The sequence below is a fragment of the Halorubrum lacusprofundi ATCC 49239 genome (genome assembly GCF_000022205.1).
Lineage (GTDB): Archaea > Halobacteriota > Halobacteria > Halobacteriales > Haloferacaceae > Halorubrum > Halorubrum lacusprofundi.
Genome location: NC_012029.1, coordinates 1,808,603 through 1,820,496 on the forward strand (window position 1 = coordinate 1,808,603; position 11,894 = coordinate 1,820,496).

Annotated in this window: 11 protein-coding genes and 1 tRNA gene; 7 read left to right on the plus strand and 5 right to left on the minus strand. The window is 68.0% G+C overall.

The window, feature by feature from the left end:
* Positions 1-26: 26 nt before the first annotated feature.
* On the minus strand, positions 27-824 hold the full coding sequence (locus tag HLAC_RS08895; RefSeq protein ID WP_015910509.1) for an inositol monophosphatase family protein: 798 nt from the start codon (positions 822-824) through the stop codon (positions 27-29).
* Positions 825-943: 119 nt separating this feature from the next.
* Here HLAC_RS08895 and HLAC_RS08900 point away from each other — a divergent pair, with 119 nt between their 5' ends.
* Positions 944-1,201: a hypothetical protein gene (locus tag HLAC_RS08900; RefSeq protein WP_015910510.1), complete on the plus strand. Its 258-nt coding sequence runs from the start codon at positions 944-946 to the stop codon at positions 1,199-1,201.
* 207 nt (positions 1,202-1,408) lie between these two features.
* On the opposite strand, the gene HLAC_RS08905 is transcribed toward HLAC_RS08900, so the two are convergent.
* The 3 genes from HLAC_RS08905 to priS form a co-directional block, all read right to left on the minus strand.
* Entirely contained in the window at positions 1,409-2,653 is a 1,245-nt protein-coding gene (locus tag HLAC_RS08905; RefSeq protein ID WP_015910511.1) for an MBL fold metallo-hydrolase, read from the minus strand.
* 113 nt (positions 2,654-2,766) lie between these two features.
* Positions 2,767-3,771, minus strand: coding sequence for a DNA replication complex subunit Gins51 (locus HLAC_RS08910; RefSeq protein ID WP_015910512.1), 1,005 nt, complete (start codon positions 3,769-3,771; stop codon positions 2,767-2,769).
* Complete coding sequence (priS, locus tag HLAC_RS08915) at positions 3,768-4,931, minus strand: DNA primase small subunit PriS (protein ID WP_015910513.1); 1,164 nt, start codon at positions 4,929-4,931, stop codon at positions 3,768-3,770. The genes HLAC_RS08910 and priS overlap by 4 nt, the downstream gene beginning before the upstream one ends.
* A 122-nt stretch (positions 4,932-5,053) precedes the next feature.
* Between priS and HLAC_RS08920 the strand changes: the two genes are divergently transcribed.
* From HLAC_RS08920 to HLAC_RS08930, 3 genes are all read left to right on the plus strand, one after another.
* A complete protein-coding gene (locus tag HLAC_RS08920) occupies positions 5,054-6,034 on the plus strand; it encodes a calcium/sodium antiporter (RefSeq protein ID WP_015910514.1) in 981 nt (326 codons plus the stop codon).
* Between the two features lie 102 nt (positions 6,035-6,136).
* Positions 6,137-7,903, plus strand: coding sequence for an ATP-binding protein (locus tag HLAC_RS08925; protein WP_015910515.1), 1,767 nt, complete (start codon positions 6,137-6,139; stop codon positions 7,901-7,903).
* Between the two features lie 91 nt (positions 7,904-7,994).
* Positions 7,995-8,729 (plus strand): MBL fold metallo-hydrolase, encoded by a 735-nt coding sequence (locus HLAC_RS08930; protein WP_015910516.1) that lies wholly within the window; start codon positions 7,995-7,997, stop codon positions 8,727-8,729.
* 65 nt (positions 8,730-8,794) lie between these two features.
* On the opposite strand, the gene HLAC_RS08935 is transcribed toward HLAC_RS08930, so the two are convergent.
* Positions 8,795-8,867, minus strand: a tRNA-His gene (locus HLAC_RS08935).
* 159 nt (positions 8,868-9,026) lie between these two features.
* Here HLAC_RS08935 and HLAC_RS08940 point away from each other — a divergent pair.
* The 3 genes from HLAC_RS08940 to HLAC_RS08950 all read left to right on the plus strand — a co-directional run bounded on the left by HLAC_RS08940 (position 9,027) and on the right by HLAC_RS08950 (position 11,893).
* On the plus strand, positions 9,027-9,482 hold the full coding sequence (locus HLAC_RS08940; RefSeq protein WP_015910517.1) for a DUF5814 domain-containing protein: 456 nt from the start codon (positions 9,027-9,029) through the stop codon (positions 9,480-9,482).
* 622 nt (positions 9,483-10,104) lie between these two features.
* Positions 10,105-10,941: a COX15/CtaA family protein gene (locus HLAC_RS08945; RefSeq protein ID WP_049933714.1), complete on the plus strand. Its 837-nt coding sequence runs from the start codon at positions 10,105-10,107 to the stop codon at positions 10,939-10,941.
* A 148-nt stretch (positions 10,942-11,089) separates the two neighbouring features.
* The gene (locus HLAC_RS08950) at positions 11,090-11,893 is read left to right on the plus strand and encodes a basic amino acid ABC transporter substrate-binding protein (protein ID WP_015910519.1); all 804 of its coding nucleotides are present in this window, start codon (positions 11,090-11,092) and stop codon (positions 11,891-11,893) included.
* Position 11,894 lies beyond the last annotated feature (1 nt).

Genomic DNA, 11,894 nt, shown 5'->3' on the forward strand with positions numbered 1-11,894 from the left:
CGATTCCTCGCAGTGAAGTCGTCCCCTCAGTCGAGTCCCTCGATCGCGCGCGCCGCGTCGAGCACTTCGTCGTGGAGATTCCCGTTCGAGACGACGAGCCCGGTTGAGTCGTGTCGCCAGCGGTTCCCCTCGATATCCGTCGCTTTCCCCCCGGCCTGCCGAACCATGAACACGCCGGCGACGGAGTCCCACGGGTTCGCCCGCAGGTTCGAGATGGTCCCCTCCAGTCCGCCCGCGGCGACCGTCGGCAACACGATCTGTGCGGCGCCGAACCGGCGCAGGTCGCTGAATCGCCGAACGATCGCCTCGCAGGCGGCGGCGTACTCGTCACGGGAGTCGAAGTCCCACCACAGCGTCGGGTCCACCGTGGCCCGCCGTGGATTAGACACGTCACTGACGCACATCGACTCTCCGTTGCGGTACGCGCCGTCCGTGTCGGCGGTGTACACGTCGCCCAACGCGGGCGCGACGGTGGCCGCGGCGACCGGTTCGCCGTCGACGACGGCCGCGACCGCGGTCCCCCAGACGCGGATGTCTCGGACGTAGTTGCTGGTGCCGTCGATCGGGTCGATCACCCACGCGGCGCCCGTCTCGGGGACCGTCTTGCGCTCGTCCTCCTCTTCGCCCACGATCGCGTCGTCCGGGAACGTCTCGCGGATCGACTCGATCACGGTGCGCTGGGCCGCACGGTCCGCCTCCGTCACCACGTCGTCCTCGCCTTTGGTCTCGACGTCGATGTCGCTCCGGAAGCGATCGTTCGCAACCCGCGCGCCGGCCCGCGCCGCGCGCTCGGCGACGGCGGCGCGCTCGTCTGTGTCAGCCATAGGCACGCTCCGAACGCCGAACGCGTATAAACGTCGATCCCGAGAGCGCCGGGGTCCGAATAATTAACTCAATTCCGAATCCGAGTACATTTAAGTGGGATCGCGACAGATGAGCGTGTATGCACCCAGAGGAAGCGGTCCGCCAGCTTGAATACGCTATCGACGCCTCGCTCGACGAGACCGGACAGCGCACGGCCGCCGGCTACCGCCCCACCTTCGAGCGCGTCGCCGACCACGCCGACGGGAGTGCCGTATACGCGCTCGCCGGCAAACTGGCCGACGAGGTCGTCGGGGGTGACCGGCCGACGCCGGCTGAGGCGAACGAGACCGCGGAGCGCGTGCTCGACGACCGGGCGTACACCGACGGCGGAGCGTAGGGCCGATCCCCGCCTGTTCGGCGGACGCCGTCGATCCTTTTCCTCTTAAATCCGATCGCTCGCCCAACGGCCGATCTGCCACAGGCGGACTCCCCAGTACCCAACGGGGAGGCGATCGCGACCCGCAAAATCGATGACCCGATCCCGCTCCGCCGGCTGCCGACCGAGACCGTTGATCTCGCGTGTGATGCGGTCGTCTGACGCAGTCTACAGCTCCACCCGCTCTCCCAGTTCGGGCGCGCTCGCGTCGAACCCGTCCCCGCGTAAGTCCGCCGCGAACGCCTCACAGCGATCACCGTGATTCACGAGCACCCGCGACCCCCGGTAGGACTCCAAGAACGCCTCCAACCCCCCGCGGTCGGCGTGCGCTGAGAAGTCGAACGACTCCACTCGAGCGCTGACGGGACGCACCGTCCCGTTTATCGCCAGCCGGCCGCGCTCCTGCAGCTCTCGGCCGGGCGTCCCCTCGACCTGATACCCTGTCAGCGTCACCGTGTTCGTCGGATTCGACCGAATCTCCGGGAGGTACGAGTGGACCGGACCGCCGGCGAGCATTCCGGAGGTAGTGATTATCAGCGCGTTGTCGCCGGCGATCCGTTTGCGCTGGCCGTCGCGACCGGTCACGAAGCGCGCGGCGCCCGTCGCCCGGCGGAGCGCCTCCGGATCGCGCAGGAACTCGGGATGCCGGCGGACCAGCCGCGTCACCTCGACGCCCATTCCGTCGACGTAGGGGGTCAGGTCGTTGGCCTCGGCGACGAGCATGAGCTCCTGGGTCCGCCCGATCGCGAACGCGGGCGCGACCACGGTGCCGCCCTCCCAGAGCGTCGTCCGCACGCGCTCGACCCATCGGTCCTCGACGACGCGGCGGTCCTCGTGGGTCACGTCAGCGTAGGTCGACTCGCAGATCACCACGTCCGCGTCGGGCCGATCGGTCGTGCCCGACACCAGTCGCTGGTCGTCGGTGTGGAAGTCGCCGGTGTAGAGGAGACGGGTATTACCGTCATCCACGAGTACGTGCGCCGATCCGGGGATGTGGCCGGCGTTGAACAGCGTGACCTCGTACGCGGTCCCGCCCGCCTCGACGACGAACGGCTCCGCGTAGGTGTGGCGCTCCTCGACCTCGCCGAGTCGCGCGACGTGCTCCTCCGAGAAGGGGCAGAGAGGGCTGTTGCCGTGGAGCTTCAGGGTGTCGCGCGCCAGCACTCGCGCGATCGCTGCGGTCGGCGGCGTCCAGTGGATTGTGGGGCGTCGGTCCCCTTTTAAGAGAGCCGGCACCGCGCCGACGTGGTCAAGGTGGCCGTGCGAGACCACCACCGCGTCGGGTTCGGGGTCGCGGAGGGGGTACTGCGGCGGGTCCGCGGTCAGCAGGCCGTAGTCGATGAGGAGCGCGTCGTCGACGAGGACTGCGCTCCGACCCACCTCACGGGCACCGCCGAGAAACTCGACCTCCATCGCTGGGAGCTACTTGCCCGCGGCGTTAGTGTTCGTCGGTCCCGATGTCGGCAATACGCGCCGGCGAACGCGTCGCACGCGCCGTCAGCGCCGGCGAGCTTCGGGAGACGGGCTCAGTCGAGCCGTTCCGCGGCGTCCCGCTGAACCAGCGGGTCCGCGTTCTCGGCGGGAAGGGTCACGACATCCTCGTTTGCGAGGTCGTACTCCCGCTCGTCGACTCCGAATATCGCCCCCACGTCGCGGGTGATCCTGACCGTGGCGCGGTCGGAGGAGTCGGCGGCGTCTGCAGTGTCTGCGGTCGCTTCGTCGTCGCTCTCGGCTGGGTCGTCGCTCGCGTCCGTGCCCGGTGTTCCCGGCGGGGCGGGCTCCGGCGGAACCGGTGTCGGACCGTCGCCAGCGGACGCGTCGTCAGCGGTTGCGTTACCGTCTGCTGGCGAACCGTCGGTCGCCCGTGACTCGCCGTCAGTCGTGACATCGGTCGTGGCGTCGAGGGCGTCGGCCACCTCGTCGTCCGAACTGCCCATGGCGCCCGCGAGCGCGTCGGCGCTCTCCCCGGTCCCGGGGGCTTCGTCGTCTTCGCCAGACGGCGTTTCGGCCGGGGGCTCGGGATCCGGCGCGGGCGGGGCCGAGTCTGCGGTGGCGCTCTCGTCCGTCGACGGGGGCGCGTTCGTCGCATCTCCCAGCGGTGTCGCGTCGTCCGTCGGTACGGCGTCAGTCGACGCCGGAGGTGCCTCGCCGGCGAGCACGTCGAGCACGCGGGACTTGTTCTCGCTGATCCGGTCGACGAGGTCGTCGAACAGCTGTCGTTCCTCCGTGGTCATGCCGTCGGCGTCGACCGGCATGTCCGCCGCCGCGAACGACGCGAGCTTGACGACCTTGCCGACGCGACGCTCGTACAGCGCCTCCGCAACCTCCTCGGCGGTCTCGACCTCGTCCGACATCCGCCGCACGTCGTCGTCGGAGAACGGCTTTGCGACCTGCTCGGCGCGGCGGTCGCGGGCCGCGCGCAGGTCGGCGACGTAGGCGGCCACGTCGTCGTAAAAGGAGTCCCGCAGGTGCTGGAGGCTGTCCTTGCGGCGTTCCTTCGCTTGGGCCGATCTGAGCTCGTCGAGTTTCATCGTTCGGGGGCTTTCCGCGCCTCGCCGCGGGCCATCAGGAAGACCCCCGCGAACTCGGGCACGGTGTTTCTACCGGGTTCAACTCTAACGCGCTCACCGTTTAATTCTACCGTCCGATCGACATCGGTCTCGATCCGGATCTCGCGGCCGACGAACCGGTCGGGAACGGCGTCCCGGAGCGGATCGAAGGCGTCCAGATCGTCGCGATCGATCGGCGTGACGACGAGTCCAGATCCGCCGTGAAGCGTCCTTGGAAGTCGGATGAGCCGCCGCGTGTCGGTGGTGACTGGCTCGTCGATCGGTGCGGTGTCGGTCGCGGTCACGCGCGCAGCGAGCGCGGAGACGAGGCGGCGAACGCCGGGGCCCCCGGCCTCTACGTTGCCCTCGCGGACCGCGGTGGGGTTGCGGTCGAAGGCCCCGAGGATCGTCTCCGCACGTCCCTCGCCGATCCCGTCGAGTTCCATCAGTCGCTCGCGGGCGTCCTCGGCGTCCATCTCGCGGAGGTCGTCGGCGTACTCGATCAGGGCCTCGTGGACTCGCGCGCCCCAGCCGCCCTCGGTGCGGAGGACGCGCTTGGTCGTGCCGCGCTCGGAGACCGTCCGGATCAGGCCCTCTGTGTCGAGGTCGATCGCGCGGACGTAGTCGACGACCTCGCGGCGCGCCTCGCTGTCCAGCTCTCGCACGCTCTCGTCGCGAACGTGGACGTGGTACCCGCGTCCGCCGGAGAAGACGACGGTGAGGTCGTCGAACGAGAAGTCATCTTCGAGGAAGTCGAGGAGTCGCAGGAGCGCCTGCTTGCACTCGGCGAGCATCTCGGGGTAGGAGGTTGCGTCCGGGTCGACGCCAGGGAGGTGGTCGGCGTCGAGGTCGAAGACGAGGTCGGCGGAGCGCCACCCCTTCTGCGACATCGTCGACGCGCCGGGATCGTCGTAGCGGGCGGCCGAGAAGTACGCGTGACGGGGCGCGTTGTCCGCGAAGAACGTGTCCACGTCGCCCAGATCGTACAGCGACTGATGCCGGAGCATCGTCGTGCCCGACCCGGGGGTCCACGGGATGTGGCCCCACTCGCGGAGGTTCGCGTCCGGCGGGAGCGCCGGCGAGGCCCGGCGGTAGTAGTCGCCGAACCGACCCTTGAGGTACTCGCGCGTCCGGTCGTCCATCGTCTCATCGAGTACCGGCGGTCGACGTATCAACGTATCGTTCGCCGGCGAGCGCGCGGACCGAGCAATCGACCCGTCAGTCCGGATCGCTTTTATTGTCGCCTTCCGAGAAGCGTGATCGTATGACCTCGGGAACGGCGATCGTTCAGGTCGGGGTCGTCGTCATCGCCGTCCTCGGGCTGTGGATCGGCGCTCGCGCGCTCGTCGACGCGACCGTTCGAGTGGCGCGGCGGTTCGGCGTCGGCGAGCTCACGATCGGACTGACGATCGTCGCGATGGGGACCTCGACGCCCGAGCTCGTCGTGACGGTCGACGCGGCGCTTGCGGGGCTCGGCGAGATCGGCGTCGGCAACATCATCGGCTCTAACGCCTACAACCTCGCGTTCATCCTCGGCGCGGTGTCGCTGCTGCGGGTCATTCCCGTCGAGCGGTCGCTGGTCCACCGCGACGGCGCCGCGCTGGTGCTCTCGACGCTCGTCGGTGCCGCCGCTCTCTTCGATCGGACGGTGACCGGCGTCGAGGGCGCCCTCCTCGCGGGGCTGTTCGTCGCGTACACCGCCTACCTCGTCCGCGATGAGCGCACGGCGCGCTCGATCGACACCGAGTACGCGGACTCGCGGGTCACGGGAGCGATTCCGGACGGTCTCTCGGAGCGCGGCCGCGACGCGCTGCTGCTCGTCGGAGGGCTGGCCCTCGTCTTGGTCAGCGGGCACTTCATGGTCGAGGCGGCGTCAACGCTCGCGCGATCGGCCGGGGTCTCGGACTGGGCGATCGGCGGGACGATCGTCGCGGCGGGGACGTCGACGCCGGAACTCGCCGTGTCTCTCGTCGCGATGCGACGGGGTCACGTCGGGATGTCCGTGGGAAACGTCGTCGGGAGCAACGTGTTCAACGTGCTCGGAATTATGGGGATCGCGGCCTTCCTCCGGCCGCTCGCGGTCGGCGGCGCGGCAATCGAGACGGTCCTCTGGCTGACAGTCGTCACGGTCGTCATGGTCGTCGCGCTGTGGTCCGGACGGCGGCTCTCCCGCACTGAGGGCGCCCTCTTCGTCTGCTCCGAGGTGAGTCGGTGGACGCTGGGACTGTTGCGCATCTTCGGCTGAGCCGGGCCGCGGCGGGTGCGATCGGCGCCCTCGCGACCCCAGCCGTCGGAGAGACATCCGAACCGTTATCGGTTGTGGCGTGGACGGTATAGCCGTTGTACGATGGATACCGTCTTTCTCGCGCACGTTTCCGTCTTCGCGCTCTCGGCGCTCGCATGCTTCGCGGCCGTCCCTCGTGCTATGGACGTCGGACACCCCGAAACCCGCGAAGGGCTGGTTGGCCTCCTCCTCACGGTCGCCGTCTGGTCGAGTGGGTACGTCGGGTACCTCGTCGCGCCGGGCGAGTCGCTCAAACTGGCGTTTTACATCGTCGGATTCGTCTTCGCGCTGCTCGCGGTCGGCGCGTGGCTCTACTTCTGTGCCGCTTACACCGGCCGCTCCCCGCGTCACGCACCCTACAGGTGGCTTGTCGTCGGCGTGTTCGCGGCGATAAGTCTGCTGAAGGTCACCAACCCGCTCCACGAGCTCTACTTCACGACGGCGTGGGTCACCGAGCCGTTTCCGCACCTCGCGATCCGGCACGAGCTGCTCTACTGGGCGGTCCTCGGGCTCTCGTACGCCATCATCGCGGTCGGCTTCTTCATGTTGATCGAACAGTTCTACTACGCCGGCGCCGACAGTCGACCGCTCGTCGCGCTGATCTCCATCACGGCGATTCCGACGGTCGCGACCGTCTTCGGCGGAGAGCTGTCGTGGCTCCTCCCGTTGATGTACGAGCCGCCCGGTGTGTCGCTTTTCGCCGTCGGTACGCTGTTCGTCTACCTCCGGCGATTCGAGGCGATCCGGTTCGCGGCCGAGAGCAACGACGCGACGATTTTCCTCGATAAGTCCAGGCGAATCCGCGATTACAACCGGGCCGCGCGCCTGCTGTTCCCGTCGCTCCACGGAGCGATCGGCGAGCCCCTCGACGCCGTGCTCCCGCGACTCGCCGTCGGCAGTGATGCAGACGGAGTTATCGCGGTGGAGGGTGTGACGCTGGACGAGGACGACGCGTCGATCCAGACGCAGGAGCCGACCCGGAGCCCCCGGTTCTTCCACATCTCCCGAAACGAATTCACCACCGGCGGCGTGACATTTGGCGAGCTGCTCACGATCGATGACGTCACCGATCGGGAGCGGTACCGGATCCAGCTAGAGGAGCGGACCGAACAGCTGGAGGCGCTGAACCGGGTGGTCCGCCACGACATCCGCAACGACATGGCCGTGATCCACGGCTGGAGCGAGACCCTCCGCGACCACGTCGACAAGGAGGGACAGGATGCGCTCGACCGCGTGCTCCGGAAGTCCACGCACGTCATCGAGCTCACCGAGACGGCCCGTGACTTCGTCGATTCGCTCACCGGAGACGCTGTGCTCGAAGCGAAGCCGACCGATCTGGGGGACGTGTTGACGACCGAGATACAGGCCGCGCGGGACTCCTTCCCGAATGCGACGTTCCGCGTGCCCGCGGACCCGCCCCGGGATACCGTGCTCGCGAACGAGATGCTCGCGTCGGTGTTCCGGAACCTCCTGAACAACGCTGTCCAGCACAACGACACCGACGCCCCGGAGGTGACGGTCACCTGCGAGGAGACCGACGATCGGATCCGCGTCCGGGTCGCCGATAACGGGCCCGGCGTTCCCGACGCGGAGAAAGACGAGATATTCGGCAAAGGCGAGAAGGGTCTCGACAGCGCCGGCTCCGGGATCGGACTCTACCTCGTGTCCGTCCTGACCCGGCAGTTCGGAGGCGACGTGTGGGTCGAGGACAACGAGCCGCGCGGCGCCGTCTTCGTCGTCGAGCTCTTGAGAGCCGAGGGCAACGCGGCCGACGACCAGCCAGCGGAGTCCGTCGAATCGACGGGTTCGGCCGCGCCGCCGGATCGATGACGCTGACCGGGACAACCGTAGTCTGACGTATGAGGATGGTGGCGCCGGTTTCGGCGCAAGTCACAACCTCCTGCTCGGTGAACGAGACTGTATGTCCACGAACGCCGACGCCAGTCTCACCCTCGTCCGCAACGCCACGGTCCTCGCGACCGTGGGCGAGACGACTTTCCTCGTCGATCCGCTGTTCGCGCCGCAGGGCGCGTTGCCGCCGATCGATGACACACCGAACGACCGCGCGAACCCCCTCGTGCCGATGCCAGACGTCGACAGGTCGCACGACGCGGTGATCGTTACCCACCGCCACCCCGATCACTTCGACGACGCGGCGAAGGCGGAGTTGGATCCGGACGTCCCGCTGTTTTGCCAGCCCACCGAGGCCGACGCGTTCGTCGACGAGGGGTTCACCGACGTGCGGCCCGTCGAGGACGCGGCGTCGTTCGCGGGGGTCACCCTCCACCGGACGCCCGGCCGTCACGGCCACGGGGAACGGGCCGAGCGGATGGGACCGGTCTCCGGGTTCGTCCTCGAAGGCGACGAGACGCTGTACCTCGCCGGCGACACGGTCTGGTACGAGCCGGTCGCGGAGACACTGGCCCGGTTCGAGCCCGACGCGGTCGTCCTCAACGGCGGCGCGGCGCGGTTCAACGAGGGGGAGCCGATCACCATGGGCGTCGACGACGTCGCCGCCGTCCGCGAGGCCACCGACGCCGCGATCGCCGTGGTCCACATGGAGGCGATCAACCACTGTCTGCTCTCGCGCGAGGAGTTACGGTCGGAGACAGAGGACGTGCTGGTCCCGGAAGACGGGGAAGAGATCGAACTGTAGTCGTGCTACTGCGCCAAAAGCGTCGTTCTCGCGCCGCTCTTTGGTCGTCGGTCGTCGCGGAAAAGGTCCGGGTGCGAGAATCGAACCCGCGTCTCAGCCTCCACAAGGCTGAAGGATAGTCCACTACCCTAACCCGGACACGCGTCGATATCTATCTCGCTTTGATAAATAACCGTTACGACTCCCGGACGGGCGTGTGGTGTGGTGTCGTCTGGTAGCCGAGATCGCTAACCGACGCGTCGACCGCCCCGACGACCACGCCGCTTTTACTCCCAGCCGGCGTATCTGCGGGCAACCGTGGCGTTCACCGACAAGATCTACGTGAAGAACCACCGGCAACTCGCCTCCCAACTGGAGACGAACATCCCGAAAGGGGCCTTCGCCGGCGCGACCCTCGACATGCTGTTTACCGGCGACGGGCTCTCGAAGCTCGACTCGACGACGCAGGACCGAATCTTGGACTTCGCGGAGGACTTCCTCGACTGCGACTGTCAGGCGAACCCCTACTGCGGCTGCGCGGAGGAGAAGTTCATGCGATACGTGTTGGAGCTTCGGGCTGAGGGACTCGGCCCGCAGGCGATCGTGGACGTGATGAGCGACGACTACATGGTGTACGCGTACACCGGCGACGTGCTCTCGTTCCTCGACAACTCGGTGCGGCAGCTGGAGGCGGTCGAGACCCTCTCCGACGTCGAGGGCAACGAGGAAATGTCGGAGCGAGCGAGGCGAGCGAAGCGGGAACTGTCGGGGTGAGGAGCGTTCGTCGTCGCTGTTTGTGATGTGTGCGACGTTTTCGGAGCGTCGATCGTCCATTTATAAGTAATCGTCGCCGTCGGCGGGTCGGTGACGAGCGTCGTTGGTGTTCCGGTCGATCATTTATAACTAGTTGATCGTGGACCGACAGTGAATTCTTCCAAAGCCCCAGCCGCTCGCTTATAAGTGGTTGACAGCGGATCAGTGACGAACACTTCCAAAGCCCCAGCCGCGAGGACGGCGCACGCTCGCTGCGGCCCTCAGTCGCTCACTGCGTTCGCTCCTTGCGGTCCTTACGTCACCTGCGCCGTCCTCGCGGCTGCCCCTTTGGGTCCCACCCCCACCGCAACCACACCTCACACCTCCCCAGCCTCGTCGGTCGCCCGTCGCTTCGCTCGGGCGACCGACTCCCTCGCGCGTGCGGCTCGCGGGTCGATGGCCCGCTCGCCGGCACGCGCCACCCCACGTCTGTTTATAAGTGTCGCCGCCGAGAGCCGAGTGACTGACTTCCCACCCGCGTGGAGCGGTCGAACGGTCTAAGTGCGCTCGCACCCGAACTCGGCCAATGAGTCTTCGGCCCGCGTGGCTGACCTTCAGGCGATACGCGGCGACGACGACCGGGATGACGCTGGTGTTGTTCGCGCTCGGCGTCTACACCGCGGCGACCGGCTCGGGACTGGCGTGTCAGGCCCAGTGGCCGCTCTGCTCCGACCAGTTCATCCCCGAGATGACGATCAACCCGGACTTCATCGAGTGGTTCCACCGCGTGTGGGCGATGGTCACCGGGTTCCTCATCATCGGCGTCGCCGGCTGGACGTGGTTCGGGGATCGAGATCGCCGAACCCGTCTGGCAGCGACGCTCGCGGTCGCGATCCTTCCGCTGCAGATCACGGTCGGCGCGCTCACCGTCACCCTCGGCGGGCTCGTTCCCGGCGGGTACACGGTCTCGACGCACGCCGCCCACCTGATCGTCGCGCTGGCGATCTTCACGCTGCTCGGGTTAGCGACGATCTGGGGCGGCGGCCGCGGCTCCCCGCGACTGCTCCGGGCCGCGATCGGGGTCGCCGCGGTCGGGATCGTCGCTAGCGCGGTGTTCTCCCGGGCGGTTCCCTTCGTCACCTACTCACCGGGCGCGCAGGCGGGCTTCTACGTGACCGGACTCGCCGGCCACCTCGGGCTCGTGGCGGCCATCGCGTACGCCACGGAGGCCGTCCGAACCGGCTACGCGGGACTCGACCGCTCGACCGCGAAGACCGTTCGCCTGCTCGCCGCCGGGTCGATGGCCGCGCTGGTCGGAACCCTGCTGTTGGGCCGCGATCTGGTGTTGTACACCGCGTTCTGGCAGCGGCTCAACCTCGTCGCGCTCGGCGTCGCCGCCACGCTCGCGATCGGTGCCGCGTGGACCGTCAGAGGCCTCGGCTCGGAGGGGACGACGGCGGACCCCGTCCGCGGCGACTGACCGCGTCGACTCCGCACCGACCCACTGGCTCACCCGCTCAGCGGATCACTCGGGTGAGAACCAGCCGGAGACGGGCACGACGCCCCGTCCGACTGCGACCCCCGCACGAGGAGGAAAGGTTGAAATCAGTTCCCGTTCACCCACAGGTATGTCATACCGCACGGAGACGGACATAAGCCGTCGGACGTACCTGAAGCTGACCGGCGGGGCCAGCGCCGTCGGGCTGACCGGCGTCGCCGGCTGTCTCGGCGACGGGGGGGACAGTACCACGATCACTCCGGGCACCGCACCCGGCTTCCCGCCGTTCGAGATGCAAGAAGACGGCGAGCTGGTCGGCTTCGACATCGATCTGCTGGAGGCCGTCGTGGACGAGACTGAGTACGAACTGGGCGAGTGGGCCACCTTCGAGTTCGACTCGCTCATCCCCGCGCTCACGCAGAACGAGGAGATCGACGTGATCGCCGCCGCGATGACGATCACCGAGGACCGCCAGGAGACGATCGCCTTCTCTGACCCCTACTGGGAGTCGGATCAGGCGATCCTCGTGCGCGAAGGCGGCGACTTCCAGCCGTCGGCGTGGGAGGACTTCGAGGGCGTCAGTGTCGGCGCGCAGTCCGGGACGACCGGCGCCGATCAGGTCCAGTCGAACCTCGTCGATCCCGGGCTCGTCGCCGAGGACGACTACCGCACGTACGGAAGCTACGTCCTCGCGGTCGAGGACCTCGAAAACGAGAACATCGACGCCGTCGTCATCGACCTCCCGGTCGCGGAGACGTTCGCGGCCAACCGCGACGTAGAAATCGCGTTTATCGAAGAGACCGGCGAGCAGTTCGGGTTCGGCCTCCGGCAGGGCGAGTCGGAGTTCCAGTCGGCGCTGAACGACGGGCTCGCGACCGTCCGCGACGACGGGACGTACAGCGAGATCACGAACACCTGGTTCGGACAGGAGTAGG

Excerpts from the sequence above, each read along its gene's own strand:
- HLAC_RS08950 (WP_015910519.1), top strand. The coding sequence starts at position 11,090 with ATGTCATACCGCACGGAGACGGACATAAGCCGTCGGACGTACCTGAAG.
- HLAC_RS08895 (WP_015910509.1), bottom strand. The coding sequence starts at position 824 with ATGGCTGACACAGACGAGCGCGCCGCCGTCGCCGAGCGCGCGGCGCGG.
- HLAC_RS08900 (WP_015910510.1), top strand. The coding sequence starts at position 944 with ATGCACCCAGAGGAAGCGGTCCGCCAGCTTGAATACGCTATCGACGCC.
- HLAC_RS08920 (WP_015910514.1), top strand. The coding sequence starts at position 5,054 with ATGACCTCGGGAACGGCGATCGTTCAGGTCGGGGTCGTCGTCATCGCC.
- HLAC_RS08930 (WP_015910516.1), top strand. The coding sequence starts at position 7,995 with ATGTCCACGAACGCCGACGCCAGTCTCACCCTCGTCCGCAACGCCACG.
- HLAC_RS08910 (WP_015910512.1), bottom strand. The coding sequence starts at position 3,771 with ATGAAACTCGACGAGCTCAGATCGGCCCAAGCGAAGGAACGCCGCAAG.
- HLAC_RS08905 (WP_015910511.1), bottom strand. The coding sequence starts at position 2,653 with ATGGAGGTCGAGTTTCTCGGCGGTGCCCGTGAGGTGGGTCGGAGCGCA.
- priS (WP_015910513.1), bottom strand. The coding sequence starts at position 4,931 with ATGGACGACCGGACGCGCGAGTACCTCAAGGGTCGGTTCGGCGACTAC.
- HLAC_RS08945 (WP_049933714.1), top strand. The coding sequence starts at position 10,105 with ATGACGCTGGTGTTGTTCGCGCTCGGCGTCTACACCGCGGCGACCGGC.
- HLAC_RS08925 (WP_015910515.1), top strand. The coding sequence starts at position 6,137 with ATGGATACCGTCTTTCTCGCGCACGTTTCCGTCTTCGCGCTCTCGGCG.